The 18199-nt window shown below is 63.3% G+C and carries 18 protein-coding genes and 1 pseudogene; 4 read left to right on the top strand and 15 right to left on the bottom strand.

The genetic code is table 11. The features are described 5' to 3' along the window. Nucleotide 1: 1 nt before the first annotated feature. The 4 genes from OXS49_RS18780 to OXS49_RS18795 are packed head-to-tail and all read right to left on the bottom strand — an operon-like array spanning nucleotide 2 to nucleotide 4378. On the bottom strand, nucleotides 2-1543 hold the full coding sequence (locus tag OXS49_RS18780) for an amidohydrolase family protein (protein WP_267426101.1): 1542 nt from the start codon (nucleotides 1541-1543) through the stop codon (nucleotides 2-4). A gap of 25 nt (nucleotides 1544-1568) precedes the next feature. After that, complete coding sequence (locus tag OXS49_RS18785) at nucleotides 1569-2375, bottom strand: ABC transporter ATP-binding protein (RefSeq protein WP_267426145.1); 807 nt, start codon at nucleotides 2373-2375, stop codon at nucleotides 1569-1571. Between the two features lie 4 nt (nucleotides 2376-2379). Beyond that, nucleotides 2380-3309 carry an ABC transporter permease gene (locus OXS49_RS18790; RefSeq protein ID WP_243999474.1) on the bottom strand — a complete coding sequence of 310 codons (930 nt, stop codon included), beginning with the start codon at nucleotides 3307-3309 and terminating at the stop codon, nucleotides 2380-2382. 4 nt (nucleotides 3310-3313) lie between these two features. Then, nucleotides 3314-4378 carry an ABC transporter substrate-binding protein gene (locus OXS49_RS18795; protein ID WP_267426102.1) on the bottom strand — a complete coding sequence of 355 codons (1065 nt, stop codon included), beginning with the start codon at nucleotides 4376-4378 and terminating at the stop codon, nucleotides 3314-3316. Nucleotides 4379-4954: 576 nt separating this feature from the next. On the opposite strand from OXS49_RS18795, the pseudogene OXS49_RS18800 reads away from it, so the two are divergent. Continuing rightward, nucleotides 4955-5095 (top strand): annotated as a pseudogene (locus OXS49_RS18800) (IS701 family transposase); the annotation flags it as partial. A gap of 712 nt (nucleotides 5096-5807) precedes the next feature. Further along, a complete protein-coding gene (locus OXS49_RS18805) occupies nucleotides 5808-6017 on the top strand; it encodes a cold-shock protein (RefSeq protein WP_243916372.1) in 210 nt (69 codons plus the stop codon). 139 nt (nucleotides 6018-6156) lie between these two features. Here OXS49_RS18805 and OXS49_RS18810 read toward each other — a convergent pair whose 3' ends face one another. Both OXS49_RS18810 and OXS49_RS18815 read right to left on the bottom strand, forming a co-directional pair. Then, nucleotides 6157-6339 carry a hypothetical protein gene (locus OXS49_RS18810; RefSeq protein ID WP_267426103.1) on the bottom strand — a complete coding sequence of 61 codons (183 nt, stop codon included), beginning with the start codon at nucleotides 6337-6339 and terminating at the stop codon, nucleotides 6157-6159. A gap of 488 nt (nucleotides 6340-6827) precedes the next feature. Further along, on the bottom strand, nucleotides 6828-6983 hold the full coding sequence (locus OXS49_RS18815) for a hypothetical protein (protein ID WP_243999478.1): 156 nt from the start codon (nucleotides 6981-6983) through the stop codon (nucleotides 6828-6830). A gap of 539 nt (nucleotides 6984-7522) precedes the next feature. Here OXS49_RS18815 and OXS49_RS18820 point away from each other — a divergent pair. After that, entirely contained in the window at nucleotides 7523-7723 is a 201-nt protein-coding gene (locus OXS49_RS18820) for a hypothetical protein (protein WP_267426105.1), read from the top strand. 1424 nt (nucleotides 7724-9147) lie between these two features. On the opposite strand, the gene OXS49_RS18825 is transcribed toward OXS49_RS18820, so the two are convergent. Continuing rightward, complete coding sequence (locus tag OXS49_RS18825) at nucleotides 9148-9471, bottom strand: hypothetical protein (RefSeq protein WP_267426107.1); 324 nt, start codon at nucleotides 9469-9471, stop codon at nucleotides 9148-9150. A gap of 1233 nt (nucleotides 9472-10704) precedes the next feature. Between OXS49_RS18825 and OXS49_RS18830 the strand changes: the two genes are divergently transcribed. Continuing rightward, nucleotides 10705-12537 (top strand): hypothetical protein, encoded by a 1833-nt coding sequence (locus OXS49_RS18830; protein ID WP_267426109.1) that lies wholly within the window; start codon nucleotides 10705-10707, stop codon nucleotides 12535-12537. Nucleotides 12538-12743: 206 nt separating this feature from the next. On the opposite strand, the gene OXS49_RS18835 is transcribed toward OXS49_RS18830, so the two are convergent. The 8 genes from OXS49_RS18835 to OXS49_RS18870 form a co-directional block, all read right to left on the bottom strand. Continuing rightward, nucleotides 12744-13088 carry a diguanylate cyclase gene (locus OXS49_RS18835; RefSeq protein ID WP_346016957.1) on the bottom strand — a complete coding sequence of 115 codons (345 nt, stop codon included), beginning with the start codon at nucleotides 13086-13088 and terminating at the stop codon, nucleotides 12744-12746. Continuing rightward, on the bottom strand, nucleotides 13046-14113 hold the full coding sequence (locus tag OXS49_RS18840; RefSeq protein ID WP_267426112.1) for a diguanylate cyclase: 1068 nt from the start codon (nucleotides 14111-14113) through the stop codon (nucleotides 13046-13048). Before OXS49_RS18840 ends, OXS49_RS18835 begins: the two co-directional genes overlap by 43 nt. Nucleotides 14114-14492: 379 nt before the next feature. Then, nucleotides 14493-14675, bottom strand: coding sequence for a DUF3606 domain-containing protein (locus OXS49_RS18845; protein ID WP_003600567.1), 183 nt, complete (start codon nucleotides 14673-14675; stop codon nucleotides 14493-14495). A gap of 160 nt (nucleotides 14676-14835) precedes the next feature. Continuing rightward, on the bottom strand, nucleotides 14836-15015 hold the full coding sequence (locus OXS49_RS18850) for a hypothetical protein (RefSeq protein ID WP_243999485.1): 180 nt from the start codon (nucleotides 15013-15015) through the stop codon (nucleotides 14836-14838). Next, nucleotides 15012-15269 (bottom strand): hypothetical protein, encoded by a 258-nt coding sequence (locus OXS49_RS18855; RefSeq protein WP_053622063.1) that lies wholly within the window; start codon nucleotides 15267-15269, stop codon nucleotides 15012-15014. Before OXS49_RS18855 ends, OXS49_RS18850 begins: the two co-directional genes overlap by 4 nt. A gap of 256 nt (nucleotides 15270-15525) precedes the next feature. Next, a complete protein-coding gene (locus OXS49_RS18860) occupies nucleotides 15526-15777 on the bottom strand; it encodes a hypothetical protein (RefSeq protein ID WP_267426141.1) in 252 nt (83 codons plus the stop codon). A 130-nt stretch (nucleotides 15778-15907) separates the two neighbouring features. Continuing rightward, nucleotides 15908-16798 carry an ImmA/IrrE family metallo-endopeptidase gene (locus OXS49_RS18865; RefSeq protein ID WP_267426146.1) on the bottom strand — a complete coding sequence of 297 codons (891 nt, stop codon included), beginning with the start codon at nucleotides 16796-16798 and terminating at the stop codon, nucleotides 15908-15910. 196 nt (nucleotides 16799-16994) lie between these two features. Beyond that, nucleotides 16995-17261: a hypothetical protein gene (locus OXS49_RS18870; protein WP_267426147.1), complete on the bottom strand. Its 267-nt coding sequence runs from the start codon at nucleotides 17259-17261 to the stop codon at nucleotides 16995-16997. Between the last annotated feature and the right edge of the window lie 938 nt (nucleotides 17262-18199).

Genomic DNA, 18199 nt, shown 5'->3' on the forward strand with positions numbered 1-18199 from the left:
GTCAGACGCGCGAGCTCGGCCGGTAGAACGGTTCGTGCCGCGACGGGTCGATGTAACCGGCATAGAAGCGTTTCGCGTGCGGCAGCAGGGCCTTGGAGAGCTGGCGCCGCTCGACCTCGTCGGTCGACAGCGCCCGCGACAGGTCGTCATGCAGCGCCTTGAGGGCGGCGTCCTTGTCGACCCGGGTGAAGCGGCCGTCGACGTACAGCACCTCGCCCTCGCACAGCACCGTGGTGACGCCGCCGGTCTTGGCCCGCTGGATCACCGCGTCGAGAAGCGGCGTCTCCGGATCGAGATACGGATAGGCGATCTGGTCCCAGTCGATCAGGACGAGGTCGGCGCCCTTGCCGACTTCGATCGTGCCGAGGCTGTCGCCGTACGGGGTGGTGCGGGCGCCGCCGACGGTGGCCATGCGCAGCACCTGGGCCATGCTCGGCACGTCGCCCTCGTCCATGCCGGGCACCCGGTGGGCGCGCAGCACGAGGCGCATCTCCTGGAGCATGTCGCGGTCGTCGTTGATGCCCGCCTCGTCGAGGCCGATCGCCGTGTTGATCCCCTTCGCCTCGAACCGGTTGAGCGCCGCCACGCCGGAGCGCAGCCGGAAGTTCGACGAGCAGTTGTGACAGATGCAGGTGCCGGTCGCCGCGACCCGGTCGATGTCGGATTCGTTGAGCCAGACGCCGTGGCCGAGCGTGAGGCGGGGCCCCAGCATGCCGAACCGGTCGAGGTACTCGACCGCGGTGCCGCCGCCGCGCTTCTCCGCGTAGGCCTTCTGGTAGGCGGTCTCCACGAGGTGCATGTGCATCGGCACGTCGTAGGATTCGGACAGACCGGCGAGCCCTTCGAGGGCCGCGTCGGAGCACCAGTGCAGGTTGGCCGGCGCGAGCTGGATCTTGGCCCGCGAGGCCCCGGCCTGGCCGGAATGCAGGCTGCGGAACAGCGAGAAATTGTCCTCCAGGGACATCTGGAAGCGCTCGAACCAGCGCTTCATCGGGTCCTGCAGCGCCGCCGGGAGGCTCGCCACGAAATCCATGTCGGCTTGGTAGACGAGGCGGTTCTGGTCGCGGACCGCGAAGCAGTACGAGACCCGCATGCCGATGTCGCGATAGGCGCGCAGCACCTCGTTGGAGCGCGCCTCGACCTCCTCCAGGCTGCCGGGCATCCAGCCGTGGATGTGCTGGACCGTGGTGATCCCGGAGCCGACCATCTCGAAGGCCGAGTACAGGGTGTCGAGATAAAGGTTCAGGTTGCGCGCCACCATGCGGGTGACGAACCACAGCTCCAAAGGCATGTCGGGCGAGCCGAGCTGCACCGGCGTCAGGCCGACATGGTGGTGGCCGTTGACGAAGCCCGGCAGCAGGATCTCGCGGCCGGAGCCGATCACGGGGGCGTCGGGGTAGCGGGCGTGCAGGTCCGCGTAGGTGCCGAGGGCCTCGATGAGCCCGTCCTTCTGCAGCACCGCGCCGTCGGCGATCTCCTCCCAGCGATCGTGGTCGAGGGTACGGGTGATCATCCGCCGGCTGCGGATCAGCGATGTGGTCATGGTCGTGTCCGTGTTGGGGGAGGAGTCAGACGAGCGCTTCCTGCTCGGCGAAGGCCCGGTCGACCTCGTCGCGCAGGAGTTCCGTCAGATGCCGCCGCATCGCCTCGGCCTCGGGGGAGAACGGGTCGCGCGGGCGGGCGAGGTCGTTGCGGACGATGGTCTTGATCCGCCCGGGGCGGGCGGTGAACACCACCACCCGGTCGGCGAGCGCCACCGCCTCGTCGATGTGGTGGGTCACGAACAGCACCGAGGCGCCGCTGTCGCGCCAGACGTCGAGCAGGAAGTCCTGCATCTTCTGGCGGGTCTGGACGTCGAGCGCCGCGAAGGGCTCGTCCATCAGCAGGACCTTCGGGCGCATGGCGAGGGCGCGCGCCACCGCCACCCGCTGGCGCATGCCGCCGGACAATTCGTCCGGCCGCTTGTCGAAGGCCTCGGCCAGGCCGACGCGCTGGAGTGCGGCCCGGGCGATGCTCCGCCGCTCGGCCTCCGGCAAACCCTTCAGCGACAGGCCGAAGCTGACGTTCTGCCAGACGCTGAGCCAGGGCAGCAGCGAGGTCTCCTGGAAGATCAGGCTGCGCTCGGGCGAGGGGCCGGTGACCGGGGCGCCGAAGGCCAGGAGCTCGCCCCCGGAGGCGGCCTCGAGCCCGGCGATCAGGTAGAGCAGCGTGCTCTTCCCGCAGCCCGACGGGCCGAGGAACACCACGAACTCGCCGGGCTTCACGGTGAGGTCGATGTCGCGCAGCGCCTCGTGCGCGCGGGCGGTGCCGGCCGCCCAGACCTTGGCAACGCCTCGGCAGGAGACGGCGTCGTCGGAGGCGGGATCGGAGGCCAGGAAATCAGAGACCAAGGGAGGACCCCGCATCGCGCGGCAGCCAGTAGAGCATCCGCCGCTGCACCACCCGGAACAGCAGGTCGAAGGCGAAGCCGAGCAGGCCGATCAGCGTGATGGTGAAGAAGACGAGCGACGGGTTGAAGGTGTTGCGCGCCAGCATGATCACCTGGCCGAGCCCGTAGCCGACGCCGGTCGCCTCGGCGACGAGCACCACCATCCAGGCGCCGAACAGGTTGAGGCGCAGCACCGCAAGCAGCCCCGGCAGGATCGCCGGTACGATCACCCGCGCGTAGATTTGGCGTTTCGACGCCCCCATGGTGCGGGCGACGTTGATGTAGTTCCGGTTGACCCCGTCGATCTGGTGGATGGTCGAGAGGACCATCGTGAAGAACAGGGCGATGAACACCATGAAGATCGCTGGAGCGTTGCCGATCCCGAACATGAAGATCGCCACTGGCAGCCATGCGATCGGCGAGACCGGCGCCAGGAGCGTGATGGTCGGCAGGGTCAGCCGCTCGAACAGCACGACGTAGCGGATCGCGACGCCGACCAGGATCGACAGGGTCGCGGCCAGGGCGAGGCCCGCCAGCACCCGGCCGGTTGAGGCGAGCACCGTGATCAGCACCGCCATGGCCGGGCTCGGGCCGGCATTCATGCCGGTGCCGATCTGCCAGCGCTGGGCGGTGTTGAAGAAGCGCGCCTGCTCGGCGAGGTTGCCGAGGAAGATGTGCGGCGGCGGCAGCAGCTTGGCATCGGCGATGCCGAAGGCCCAGAGCAATTCCCAGAGGCCGGCAAAGCAGCCGACCGAGACCAGCATCCAGCCGGTCCGCTGCAGGAGCGGGACGAAGCCATCGGGCAGCGCGAGGCGCTGACCGAACGGGAGGCGCGGCCGGACGTGCGGGACGGCGGCGGCGCGGGCGAGATCGACTGCCATCCGCTCAGGCCGACTTCAGCTTGAGCTTGCCGTAGAGATCTGGGTTCTCGGCGATGACCTGCTCCAGCAGGGTCCAGTCGATCGCGTCGCGGCCGGGCTTCTTCTTGATGTAGCCCATCTCGGCGACGGAATCGGTCCGGTCGAGGATGAACTGCGTCTGGTTGCGGGCGTCCACCACCGAGGGCTGCCGGCCCATGGCGAGCTGGGCGTTGCTCATCGAAGTCTTGTAGTAGGAGCCGACCAGCGTGTTCAGGGCGGTCTGCGGGTCGCTCTCGGCCAGGGCCTGGGCCTTCATCATGCCCTTGATCATGGCTTTGACGGCGCCCGGATTCTTGGCGATCAGTTCGTTGCGGACCGCTAGCACGCAGTCGGTGTAGCCCTTGCCGTAGATGTCGGTGCCGTCGGAGAGTTTGACCGCACCCTTCACGTCGGTGAGCAGCGCCGTGCCGTAGGGCTCGATCGTCGAGATGATGTCGAGGGCGCCGGCCCGGAACGCCTCCACGGCCTCCGGGGTGGATCCCATGTAGCGGACCGTGATGTCCTTGAAGGCGACGCCGTTCTTCTTCAGCCAGTCGTAGGGCAGCACCTCCAGCGTATCGAGCTGGAAGGTGCCGAGCGTCTTGCCCTTGAGCTTCTCGGGGCTGTCGAGGCCCGGCTGGGCCACGAGCACGCAGCCCTCGATGCCGCCGCCGGCCACGATCTTCACCGGGGCGCCGGCGTCGTAGAGCGCCATGAAGCTCGTATAGGGCATCACGCCGGCATCGACCTGACCCATGCCGAGGAAGGTGACCTGATCCGAGAAGGTCGGGGTGTTGACGAAGTCGATGGTCAGCCCGTCATCCTTGGCGAGCTGCATCGCCTCGGCCAGGAAGAAGTTCAGGTTGCAGAAGCCGGTCCCGTGGGTCGCGCGGATGCCGGTGGCGGCCGCAGCCCGGCCGGTCATACCGGGCCCCACCGCGACCGTGAGGGCGGCGGCGGTGCCGCCGAGGAAGCGCCGGCGGCTGGGCTTGAACCGCAAGAGATCGAACGCAAGATCGGGAACGCGGTACTCGCCGTGACGGTCGCACATATCGGCTCTCCTCGGGAGGCGGATGTCGGGGGCTTTCAGGCGATGCGTGCCGGCGCTCGGCCGTGCGCGCGGAGATGCTCGGCTCGGACAGAGGTGAGGGCGGTCGATGCGATCCGGATCACCCGGCACCTCGCGGTTTCGACGGCACGCCAACCTTTACTCGCCGCCCGGGAGCGACGCTGCGCTGGTGAGATACTCACAAGAAGCGTGCCAACCGCGCCGCCACTTTCGGTCAGCGGCCTTCGCGGGCCGGAGCCTCACGGTCTATTGAGGGGCCGTGCTTGCCCGCCACGGGGCGGGACAAGCCCCGTCCTGTCGGAGCTTGACGGCTCACGGTGCGTGTTCGGAAACTCCGCCGCAGGATGCGCTGCCGGTCCCTCGTCCCGGGTCAGCCTGTACGACAGGTGGGATTTTGCGTTGTCGTGGTGGCTTTGGTCCGCGATGACGATGACGGGCGCAAATTGGCTGCCGGGCCGGAACGAGCCGCATCGGCGGGCTGAGGCCTGCCTACGCGGCCTGCTGGCGCTGATGAGACTTGGATGCGCGCGTCCGATGCCTCGCGCGCTGTCCGATCCGGTGCGCATCGCCGGTCAGCGCTGGACCATCGAAAGCAACGTCGGCCACGCCAAGGGCGAGGTTGGGCCCGACCGGTACGCGGCACATTCCGACATCGGCTGGCACCGACCCGCCGCCCTTGCGATGCTTGCCCAGGCCTACCGCGCCGCCGCCGCGTCCAACGGGACGGCGAGCGCCTCGTCCATGCGCAGGGATCCACGCATACACAGTTTCCCGGTTCGGCCGCCACGGGCCCACGCCTCGGGCAAGGGCGAGCAGGACGCGGACCGTCTTCAGCCGCGCCGGCAAAACACCGCGCTCACGGATCGGGCGACGGATCCTCTTCGACCAATGCGATCGAGGTCGCGATAAGGCCGTCGTGCGGTCCCACGTGGGCGACGAAGCGTGCACGGGACCAAAGTTCGACGCGGTCTCCGTCGCTCAGATGAAAGGCGCATTCCACCGCTTCCGCGTCAGTGGCGGCCTCGATTGGTATGGTCGAGCTGACGCTGCCATCCGGCGCGAACCGGTAGGCCCGGTAAGGTGTGAGCGCGCAGGACGAACGGCGACCGGCTGGAAAGCTAACGACATCTGCCATTCGCGTGCCCGTTCGCTACCGTCGAGACCACGAGTTCGAAGCGGCTCGAGATCGAGGCACGAGATCCGCAACCTCGACATCCTGCGCCTCTGCGCGCCGCAAAGATAGCTGCGATGATGCGGCAACCGGGACGAACGTCGGCAACCCTGTCAAGGCGCTTGCGGTCATCCGCTATGGGTGAACCGATCTGAGCATTGCATGGAACGGTCAGCCGCCGTAGGTGGTTCGAACGGAACGGCACGCCGCGTTGGCGTGCTGGCGACTAGGGTTACCGCTATGGCTACCGGTACTGTTAAGTGGTTCAACGAGACCAAGGGCTACGGCTTCATCCAGCCGGACGACGGGGGCAAGGACGTGTTCGTCCACATCTCTGCTGTGGAGCGCGCCGGGATGCGCAATCTGATCGAGGGTCAGAAGATCGACTACGACGTCGAGGCTGACCGGCGTAGCGGCAAGGAGAGCGCCGCCAATCTGAAGAGCGCCTGAGCCTTCGACTGCCGGGATGGGGCGTGCGCCTCATCCCGCTTGGTCCGATCGGATCTCCCATCCGCGTTGCGAGCCGCGTTGCGTATCGCCTCGCGCCGCAGATGGTGACGAAGCGCCTCGACACCGCTCGCCGCTGATGTCACCGGCGAGCGGTGTCGAGGCCAGGGTTGACCAGGGTGGCATTGCCGTCCGAAACCTTCCAGACCGGTAGCGATCCCTCACGAACGAACATCGCGAACGCCTCGGCTACGTCCCATCGGTCGAAGGCTTGAACCCCGTCCACGGCGCGGCCCACGATGCAGGCTGCCTCGGAAGCATCCACGACGGGGGGGCGGCTCTCCAACGAGAATATCACGCCTGATCGATCTGGCCTCAGCGCGGCTGGCAGCGCTTCGATCCGGCGCCAGAGGCAATACCACCGGGCGCAGACCTCCGGGCGCTCAGGGTAGATACCGCATCCTGTCCCGGTGTTGTGACGGCACAGGATTCCCGCGGGCTTGCCGAGAACCTGGATCTCCAAGACATGACAACACTGCGTGCAGGAGCCGCATGATCGATCCGGAGGCGTGGCCGATCTCGGTGGTGCGGTACGTCTGCCGGTGTGGTCGTGTGTTTCGCGCGTGATCGGCGTGCTCTTACTGTCTCGTTGTCGTGTTTCGCGGTGAACGGCGTCCATCTCGCGGTGGTGCCCAGCGCGCCGGCTGAGGAGCATCGCGTGACCCTCGCTCTACGAAGGCGCGTGTCTCGGAGCAGATCAGAGCGGACTTGATCGGCGCCCGCAATCAGGCGGACGCCGCCGGAGACAGGACCTCAAGCTTTCTGCTGCGGCCTGTTGGTCTTGAAATTTCTGGCCTTCGGCTCGGGCTTGAGAACCTCGGGCTTGTTGGCCAGAAGTAGCTTCACGCGCTCGTTGAAGTCCTCGGGCGTAACGGCCTGCGCTTTGCCGGTCGTGAATTCGCGTGCCATGCTGGTCTCCGCTTCGTCGCCCAGGGCACGGGATTGCGCGGAGGGATCGTAAGGCTATGCGCCTTCTGGAGCCAGAACACCACCGCTGCTCGTGAATCTGACGGAGAACTCCTGAACACGACAGCGCATATCGTGTAGAGCGTGGCTCTAGATCGAGACCTTGGAGCCGGTCCTGGTCGGCGGTTAGTCGTGGTATTTCCGTCCGTAATGGATGCCGAGTCTCGAGAGCAGAACGGGCGGCATTCAGCGAAAGCGGACGACGGCTGGCGCCTCTCCGACGAAGTGGGGAGGCGGATGGAACCGCTTTACGCCCTGGCTGCCGCATCCCCTTAGATGCCACAACCCGCCCATTCCAGACTGTATGGCGATGGACGCGATCGTCTTCTTGTTTCGCGCGGCCTGACAGTGGAACGCGCGCCATGCGATCGGGATCTGCACCTCGTCGCCGTCTCATCGCCGGCCCCAGGCGTGGACGAAAGCGGGGGTATTCGCGGCGTTCTGGCGTAAGAGGTTGCTGGCTGACGAGGTGTTGATCGGCATTGGCCAAACCCGTCTATCTCTCGTTGGAGCGCAGGGCGAGCGCCGCTGCGTTTGGGAGACTGGGCTCAACCGACCAATCTGGGTTAGCGCTCGTCGAAAGGCGCGAGGCGCCGGTGGGGCTGGCGGTCGCCAACATCGACAACAACGATCACCTGCCGCTGCACGAGACGCTCGAAGCGGTCTCAAGTGTCCCGACCTGATCCGGGCGCCCTCGCGCCGCAGTATCTGCGCCTCGACGGAGGCTACGCCTGAGCTGGCTCGCGCGGGATGGCGGCACAGTACGGTTTCGTACCGCGCCTGCGGCGGCGCTGCGAGGAAGTCAAGGCGAAGCGAGACCTGGGTAAGCGAGCCCGGTGCTGGGTCGTTAAGTGCTGCCATGCATGCATCGACCGCTTCCGCGCGGTCCTAAAATCTGCTGGCCTCAGAAGCCGGACAGCACCCGGGATTTGCTCCACTTCGCAGTCGCCATCATCGCATGGTGTTACGCCCGCGCGATAATTTTTCAGACCCAAATACCGTGTGTTCACATAATAAAAATTATCGTACTTGGAGAATAGTATTTAACTTATTGGCTTTTATATACGATTAATACAATAAGATTTATACGACACCCGCGCGGGCGCCCGCGGATTGCACAGTGGCAATCGGGGAGGGCGCATGCGTTTGTTGTAGCGCCCTCCCCTCCCCCTAACATTACATTTGCGTTTTGTTGAGGTTATGTCTCGCTGCCGCACCATGATTCGCGCATCATGGACGTCTGTTTGGTTCCGGCCATATTCATTTCGCTAAAGCCGACCAGCTCGCGCTCGACCGCGTCCATTGTGCTTGCTCACCGATGATGGAAAGACCCGTCGCATCGGGACCTGAGACTCGGCTAATTAAGTATTGAGGAACAATGTCTGATTTAATGCTTTCTTGCAATTGCAAAATTAACGTCCAATTAATGGTAATCGTGATTATAGCGGAGAAGTACATCGTCAATTTATTGCCATAATACTTGGCGCTCGTTCGCTGCGGATGGGTTCATGATGCTCATGCGTTCGGAACGGCGTGGCGGTTGTAGCCGTCGGGCGTTCGCGCACGGCGTTGGCCTGAACTGCTCCCTCTTCGCCGATGCCGGTCTTCGGACCGGCAGGGGACGCCGCCCGGCCGACCGGAACCTCCCCGCCACCCTGTGCGTAGACCGGCTATCTGGTCCTCAGCACGAACCACCTCAAACCGCCCGGCCCCGGCCGTGGCGGTTTTTTTTCGAGCCGCGCTTCGGAAGCTCAGCCATGCGCCCGATGCGCTGGTATACCAAGCCGAGCCGCCGTAGGGTAACCGTCTCCTCCCAAGGACTCCTTCAGCCCCGCCGGCTTAGCCACGCGGGGCTTTTTCACCCTCGATATCGCAGATCGGGACTGGCAGCTCACCGCCCTGGTATGGCCCTGTGACGCTCGCCCGTCTCGCAGATCGAAATGGGCCGAGCGGCTGAGCTGCGGTTCGGCAATGACTCAGCCGTGCGGCAGCGGCCTGTCAGACCTCCCGCCCATCCAGTCAGGGCCAGATCGAACACCTGTCCGAGCACACCTCATCGTGCAAATGTCTCGCTACGACGACGTGGGCGGCGATCCGAGCGCACGACCTACCCTTCATCGAGCGCAACGGCGCCGACGCGCATCGGCTCGGCTGGAGCGTGCAAGAGTTCTTCAGCGTGCACCCATAGAATGGGACCCCGCGCAAGAATGTCTGCCGCGTTCTGATGCTTGGCTTGGGTGCGGTGGAGGCCGCCGATGCCGATCGCATCGCCTTCACCAAGGCGGCCGGCTACCGGTTCGTGAAAGGGTCTAACACCCGGTATCCCGGCCTGGGAGTTCGCGACGAACAGCACGCGAGCCTGCATTGGTCCTGCATTGGGAAAGACTATGAGTGCGTTGCCGGTATAAATATATATCATCGGAAGGATCATTTCTGGGCTTGCAGCGTCGAATTTGTTTTGTTACCGCACGGCTTACAATAAAGAAGAAGAGATGTCTTAAGATGGGCTCATCGGGCGGACCGACGGGATCGCATCGCGAGACCAAGTGCACCGAGCCCCGCCTATTGTGAGCGATCACCAGAATACTTGATTGGCCGTTGTGCGTGATAGGCGCCGGTTGCTGCTTCGATCTCGTCCCCCGAGACCTCGGATCAGCGGCGCAGTTCGTCGACGCTAGTGCATCGATCCAGACGGAGGCGTCAGCCGAGCCTGGAGAAATCGATGCAAAACCAAAGAACTAGTGCTCACTCGCATGAACGAAGTGAATGCGTCAGAGCACTAGGGATGTCTTTAGCCACGGCGTTCGATCATCGCGATGCCTCTGCATCGTCAATCGCCTGACCCTGCTGCGATATGTGATTACGGTCGCAGCCCTGCCGAGCGCGGCTGGAATCAGCGTAGCTGGAGCGCACGCACCCGTTTCGGTTACAAGAGCTTGACAGAAGCACAACCACTTAAGTAACGTTTCCACAGTGTTAACAGTCAGGAATTCGCGCCTAAATATGCTCACTGCTTGGCGCATTGCGAATAAAATAGGCAATATGACAGATGTGACGAAATATTAGGATCGATTTCCAGCGCGTTTGAATGACCGATCCGTTTTGAGCTCGTGGATGCCTCCGCAATTTTATAACAGTTGGCGCGTTGCTATCACTACAAGTACCAGCATAAGTATTCAGCTATTTGCCCGTCGGCTGCGTACGCGACCAAATATAGCTTTGAAAATAAAAATTCGGTTGACTATGTGTTTAATACCGCAGTATATTAATAATAATCAACCTAAGCCCTGTTCTCGGTCAAAAAGGTGCGTTCTGTTGCTTCGAGCTTAAATCGTTGAAGCTCGGGGAGATTTGAAGTCAATATGTCTGACTAGAAAGGTCATAGCTAATGGATAGACCATTCAGCTCTTCGAGCCCATGGAATACGCCGATCGGAACGGGGGCCCAGTTTCAGTCCAGAACCGATACGGAAACTGCCGCCGTCGAACATGGGCCCGGAACAGTAACGTGGGTCTACGATAACGCTGTTACGATTTATCAGGCCAAAAGCACTGATCCGCTTGCGACTTGGTCATACACCTCCCATGAGCCAAACGCGACTTGGCAATACGGCTCCTCGGGAAGCGGATCTTTCCAAACACAAACACCGTCGGATCTCCAACTGGTGAGTGAGGGCAATGCCATCCTGAAATCCGTGGATGGTCTGCATTTCATCGAAACCTGGGGCGGCTCGAAAGCCTCCGACGGCAGCTATCATGCAGCCTATATCGTTGAAAATTCTCTCGACGGATCGGGCATCAGCCTCCCTGGAGAGCACGATGGGACTCGCTCTGGCGGTACCTCGCTGCTGGCTGGATTGATCACGCAACAAGACCTCAACACGCTCAATATAGACCACGGCGTTGCGTTAGAACTTCCCTACACCATGCTGAAGGCGTCCAGCGATCCATCGCAGCAGTATGTGTGGCCCGCACACTCTGCGGATCCTGGGGGCGCCTCGGTCTATTCGGGCACAGTTCCCATGGGATCGCTGTTTGCAATTCCGAAAGACGTCGATCTCAGCAAGGCAGGGATTTCGACGCCGGAGGGCATGGCGCTCGCGAAGGCTTATCAGACCTACGGTGGCTACGTCTCGGATACGACGGACGCGAAAAGCGTCAATCTGGCCTCTCTGGAGAGCGGGGTTAGCCAGCAGCAAGTCGATAATCTTCGAACCGATATGGGTGCCATTCGTAATCTAGTTCAGCTGGTGACCAACAATTCCGAAACATCAGTCGGCGGCGGGAGCGCGACATCGACGGGTGACGGAAACGCGGCAACAGCAAGCGGTCTGAGCGAGTCAACGACTGCGACGACGAGCGCTCCCAGCTCGATCGGAGGAGTGTCCACCACGGCTACGTCAGCGAATGCGAGTTCGGCTGCACCGTCCTCATCAGCGAATTCGAGCGCTGACAATTCGTCTGCAAGCACCCCGATAGAGACGCGTGCGGACGGCTCGACCTCAGGAACTGCCGGAACGGCCGAGGGCACCACCAACTCGGCGAGCATCGCTCGTCCTGCCGTGGCAGGCTCGACCACAGCTGCGCAACCGCCGGCCGCCAACTCCACGAGCACTTCGGTGACGGGCTCGGCGGCATCTGATCAGCCGGCGGTCGCGAACTCTCAGACCAGTCAAGTGACGGTATCTACGACCGGCACCGATTCGGCTACGCCCGCTGTGGGTATGGCCAACACTCCAAGGACAGCATCTTCGAGTACGTCCGGCTCGTCGAGCGCGTCAGGCACTGCATCCGAGAACGGCGGCTCAACAGTTTCGGCTAACCCCGTCAACGACCAGACAGCTTCCCTGGAGCAACCGAGCATCGCATCCATACAGCCTGTCACCGACAGCACGCATGGGGCTCCCGCGGGCCCATCGGGGATCGGCGCGAGAGAGAACGCCGCAGACCCCGCAATCATAACCGGAACCACAAATCCCGAAAGCACCGTGACAACCGGGGGAACAGCCAGCAGCGCACCGAGCGCGGTCCCCGTTGCATCCAATCCAGCTCCTGAAAACGGCGGCGTCAGCGCGGCGACGAACGTGCAGCCAGCACCGGTATTCGGCCCAAGCGGTTCAGCCAATTCCTCTTTGGCTACAACCAATTCTCATAATCAGAGCACTGACGCGGCAAGCGCATTTGGTCAAAGTCCCGCAGGCGTGCCAAATCCGATCTCTTCTAAAGCCGCACTCGTTTCACAAGACGCTCCAAACACAACGATCAGTACCACAGCATCAACAAACTCTCCGCAGCGGGAAATATCGTCAAGCTCCAGCAGGATAGCCAATGAATCTTCCAATATAAGTAATCCGTCAATTCAAACATTCCGGGCTTCTGATAAGGAAAAAGAAGCCGCTATGGCAATTGCCAAGAAGGTCGTCCGCTACGAAACGCATCATCCATCACCACCAGGGTGGGCAAATAGAATTTTTGATATGTTACATCAATACTGGTAGAACCAGATTGTTTTACTTGGGTCGCTCGAGCGGCATAGCGGGAGCGCCGTAGGTTACAGACGGAGCAGCAGCCCTATGGGCCGCAGTTCCTACTGACGGCGAACCTTGCCGGAAGAGACGTTTCTTGATGCGATCGCTTTGATGGCACCTACAGACCGTGCCTATCGCTCCCCGTCTGCATGATGCCAAGCAGCGATCCACCAAAGTCATAAACCTTGTCCAGGGGCCATCCCGACAGCCGACACCCCGCGAGCCCGCGTTGTCGGCCCATCCGCCTCAGCCGCGTAGCTTTGAGCCGTTCCCTTCTGCGCACGCTTTGCGGTGTAGAGCGCCGCATCAGCGTGGTGCAAGAGCACGTCGCGAACGTGTCTGGCCTCTCGGGACCACGCGAGGCCGATCGTTCCCGTCAAGCCCGCGATCTGACCCTGCCCCTCCACGACCATTTCAAGATCGTGCAAGAGGCTCTGCACCATTGCATCCAAGCGCGCGCCGTCGCATCCGGCCGCTATCACGATTGCGAACTCGTCGCCCCCAGCGGCGCCAGAAAGCACCCGGCGGAGCGGGGCGCGCGCAACCGCTCGGCGACGCGAGGCAGAACGTCGTCGCCGGTCGCATGCCCGAGGCGATCGTTCACGCCCTTGAAGCTATCGAGGTCGATCAGGAGGACAGCCACGTCGATGTCGGAAGTCCGCGCCTCATGCAGCCGCGCGTCGAGCACCCGGTTGAACTCGGCGCGATTCGCGAGTTGTGTCAGGTCATCGGTGCAAGCCTGATGGCGAAGACGCTCCTCCAAGCCGTGCCGTTCGGTGATGTCCGGGATCAAGCCGATGAGAGCAGCGGGCTTACCCTCGGCCATCTCGATGTCGCAGGAGCGCCGCACCCGCCGGGCATTGCCCTGAGCTGTCACGAAGTCGGCGTCCATCTCGAAGGGCTCGCCCGTGTTCAGAACGCGCTCGACTGCCGCACGGAAGCGGGTGCGATCCGGATCGGGAGAGAAGTTCATGATCTCGCCAACCGGCACACCGGCGCTGATGGGCAGTTCATGAATGACGAACACGCCGTCCGACCATGAGGTTGTCTGTGTTTCAATATCGTAGCGGTATGAGCCCATGTTGGCCATGCGCTCTGCTTGCTTGAACTGGCGGCGCTCACGCTCCAAGCCCTCGACGGCTATGCGGCGCTCTTCGGCAGCCTCGGCTGCGCGAACGGCCACTGCGCGCGCTTCGATCAGGGCTTCTGCGATGCAGGCCAGCTCTGAGAGCACCTTTAAGTCTGTCGGCGTCGGCGTGCGGGACTGTTCATCGCGGACGCAGAGCGTGCCGATGGTGGTTTTGACGCCATCGGATTGCCGGCCGCGAATCGGCACGCCCGCATAGTAGCGGATGTTCGGGGCCTTTGTTACGAAGGGACCGGCCCCGAAGCGAGGGTCGAGCTTGGCATCCGGCACAATCAGCGGAGCCTCAGTCTCGAATACGATGGGGCAGAACGCCTGGGCGCGTGGGGTCTCAGCCGCCAAGAGGCCACAACGTGCCTTGAACCCCTGGCGCTCCGGGTCGATCAGCGTGATCGACGACATGCCTGTGCCGAGCATGGATTGCGCGAGCTTGGCGAGCGCGTCGAACTCGCGCTCTGGCGGCGTATCGAGGAGAGCGATCTCGGTCAGCGCCTGTTGGCGGCGTGCCTCGCTCTATGTGTTCGACATGTTCCTCTGCAGCACGACGCAACCCCCGCGAAAGCCGTGAGGCTGTCCTGGGGGTACGCCGAGAACATTTAATCGAGCGTCAGCACAGTCAGGGATAGTGCGATACTCCGGATCAGGCGATGATGGCGCGGAGCCTCGATCCAGTGTGTCGCCGTCGTGGCGCGCCGCGGCCCTGGTTCGAACACGATCAGGGTGCGGTGACCTCACCGTCGACAACGTCCTCACAAGACGCCCGCTTAGCGCGAACGCGCGCCTAACGCTTCTTGCCCAGCTCGGCCGCGATGTCCTTCGTCATGCGGCCAACCTTGCGATGCGCCGCCGTCAGCTGGTCCTGCGTGACACCCCAGCGCTTCATCCAGAACTCGACGGCCTTGCGCTCTGACAGATCGAGTCTGTCCTTGTCGATGAAGCCACGCTTGTCCTTGAGGCCGGCCATGGGAGGATCCTGTTTGGTTGGTGGGATATCGGTCCGCAAAGACGCTCGAGATGGAGTGGGGAGCACAAGCGCGACATGGCGCGTGTTAAGCGCTTCGCGATCGCGAAATCAGGAATGGTTCAATGGTCTCCGGCAGCGGCTTATCAAACGAACAGAGCGGCTATTCTCCAGCCGCTTTACGTTCGGCTTGATATTTGAGCCACATCGCACGCTCGATTTCAGCCCGCTTGAGACGGTCGGTCTCCTTCTCATGCGTCAGCCATAGGACAACGCCGACCATCGTCGCCAGGACGAGCGGGCCGAGAAAAAGAACAACCATCTGTGCGAGCGTCAGGCTCACGCGCGCAGGGCTCCGAGCAGGCGTCTGGCTACTAGATGTAGTATACCCGCCAGGAGACTCCAACCAACCAGAAGAGCGCTTGCCGTAAGCGCACTAGCGGTGCCCGAGAAGATCGCTACGGACGGAGAGATGCCGCCCACAGCCACGGAGGCGACAGCGACGCCGTTGACCCACATCGCGGTCAGCTTCGCCCGCTCATTGCGGATCAGCTTGGCGTCGTCGGGGCTGAGGGGCGGAATTTCGGTATCGGCCATGACACGGGGCGGCTCGGAGTAACCGAGGGTTGAACAGGGGCTCGATCCGTGAGGTGATTTAGAACAAATCAGGAACAAAATCCAGGGCCGACTTCGCATTATCGCCAGCTCTAGCGCGACCATCCCCAAGCTATCAGCGCGCGGCGTTTGGCAGTTTTGGGCAGCCAAGGGTGCTCAGATGATGAGCGTGCGGCGCTTCATCGATGAGGTTTGGCAGAAACCTCAAGATGCCTAATTCGCGTTGAGGCGACGGCAGCTAGGCCAATCCAAGTTTTTCATGCGCCTCGGCGGGCGTCATCTGCCGAAGGGATTCTTCGGAAAAGCCAAGCTCACGAAGCGCCGCCCGCTGGCGGTTCGTAATCATCAACGACACGGCAGGAGACGTCGCAGGCGCGGTACCGTTAGCGTGCAGTTCGGCGTCCTCGGCGTCACCGACACCGTCGAGGGCCCCTTCCTCTGCCGTCGCCTGATTAAGGTGTAGCCGAGGGTACTCGTCAGTTCCCGCCATTCACGACCCTCATTGCGTTTTTGCCGACCTATGGTGCAAACCGGATCAGCAACCGGACGGCCGCACGGCCCGGTCTGACCAAGTCGCAGCTATGGCCGTCGGGGCTATTCCATCAGAGCAGATTCTTGTCTTACCGTCGCCCCGCGTGGAAACGGTGACGCCAGCCCTCATTGAGCCTGCGCTCCTCCGCGCTCTCCTCAGGCACGGCCTCCAGACGCAGCAGGATCATCGCAAAGCTATTCTGCTGACGGTACACCTGCTCGTAGAGGGCCGGTGCGTGCAGGTCGCGCTTCACGTCGATCCAGAGATCGGAACTGCACGCGGCGATGTCGCTCGCGATGTTCGGCAGGTATGGACCACTGTGATAGAGCGAACCTGTCGGGACCGGGTCGCCGACCGCGGCGATGACGGCCGGAAAGTTGAGGCTGCGGTAGCACCGCTGCACCCGACCGTTGCCAGCCACGACGATGGCAATCTTCTCCGAATGATATTGCACGTAGGCCCGAGCCGCCGCCTCCTTGCTGACCGCGAAATCGCGCGCGAGCACAAGAACGTGCTGCAGATCGGGCTCACGAAACGCCGCCATGGCGTCCCGCAGCAGATGCGGGGGCATCAGCATGAGACTGGCGAAGCGGTTGGCCTCGACCTCCCTGCGTTGCCGCTGGTCACCCTCCTTTGCTGTGAGCCGAAGCAGGTCAGAGCTCTTGCATAGGAATCGGCCGGGCTGATCCGGAACGTGGTGCGTCATCAGGAAGTGGGCGAGTTCGTGTGCAATGGTGAAGCGGCGACGCGGTTCGCCCCTGCGCTTGGCGAGGATGGTGCCTTCGGACCGCTTCGCGTCGGTCACGAGGCCACCCTCGAATTCGTCGATGTCGAGGCTTTCGATCCGGAGGATGCCGAGTCGCGCGCACAGGTCTTCGATCGGCACGGGGACCGGAAGGTTCGGCTCGGCTTGCAGGATGCGTTTGACGAGTGCCTCCGGCGAGCCCGCGTCTACGAGGTCCCTCCTGCTGATCGGCATCTGCACAGCTCCATCCCAGAACCGATCCGTCAGCCCGCCACGCAGCCGCGATCGCAGGACGGGACTATAGGGACTGCGTGCGGGCGGTAACCCAACGGCGCCATTGCGGGCAGAGGTCGTGCTGCCGTGGCATCGCGGTCATACGATCCTGATGCCATTGGGCGGCGCCGCGCAACTGCGCGACGCCGCCCCCAAATCAGTAGCTGACGTAACCCCCGGCGCCCTGGGCAGGGCGCACCGCGCCAGCGGTGTTCACGGAGGGTGCCTGCTGCCTCTCGGCTTGGCGATTGGCCAGGGCTCGCCCAGCGGCACAGCCGCCGATAGCGCCGAGAACGCCGTGCCCCGCATAATGACCGGCGATGCCGCCGACGATGGCGCCCTTGATGCAGCCCTTCGCCTCAGCCGCCTGACCGGCGGCCAGAAGGGCACTCGCCGCTAAGGCGGCCACTGCGACACGCTTCATCATGGTATTCTTCCCTCCGCGGCATCACCGCCGCGAGAGAGATGTAAGTGCTCGCTGAAGACTATGAAGCGGTCGCCACATAAATTTTCTTGAGTGCACGCGATATAGACCCAAGATCCTCAGATGAATGGACGATTAACGTTTGAGCGCGAAACTGCCGCACGCGAATTATTCTTGAAACACGTCGGAGTCGGACGGCGTCGAGCGCACACAACCCGATCGCATCGTCCTGAACGGAGGGGGTGATGCCATCGCCACGCCGACGGATGACGTTCGGGATGACTCACCTCTGCTCGACGGTACGCCCGGGCCGGTGACGTTGCGCAGCGGTACCGCTTCGCGAACGAGGCGCTCCCCTACTTGCGCAGGCGTATGGCGATTCACCCGGTTTGCTCATAGGTCGCGCTGACCGGACGCATCCAATCTCACGGGACGGATAGGGCGCCGTCCGCGCTCGTTGCGCATCTCGCTCTTCGGCAGGAGGGAGCGCCGGCCCCCATGACTCACGTTCCATGGAACGCTCCTCGCAACATCTCTGTTGGGGGCGTTCCCGGATATACGTTAGCGGCTTCGGTGATGGTGCCAAACGCGAAGGCCCTGGTGGCGTTGGGACTTGCCTTCGTCGCGGGCGGCTCGACCATACCGCTTGTTACCGCAGTTCGGTCCCCGGACTTGGTGCGTCTCGCAACGGGTTCCGGATCTCCCGTAGAACCGGGCCCCGCCCCCCGGGCGTGGGAGAACCCCACCACCGCCAGGACCGTCGCAACGAACCCTGCTCAGGTCGCGCAACGCGATGCGGGGCGCCGCTCCGCCGCGGCGGACTCCAGCCGCCTGCTTTCGCCCACTGCGAGACCAACGCATGGCGCCCTCCGGTCGGAGCGCACCATCACGGCCGTGCGCCACGTTCGCCCAGTGGTGGCTTCGACGCTGGAAGGCCC

This window comes from Methylobacterium sp. GC_Met_2 (genome assembly GCF_026540795.1).
Taxonomy (GTDB): Bacteria; Pseudomonadota; Alphaproteobacteria; order Rhizobiales; family Beijerinckiaceae; genus Methylobacterium.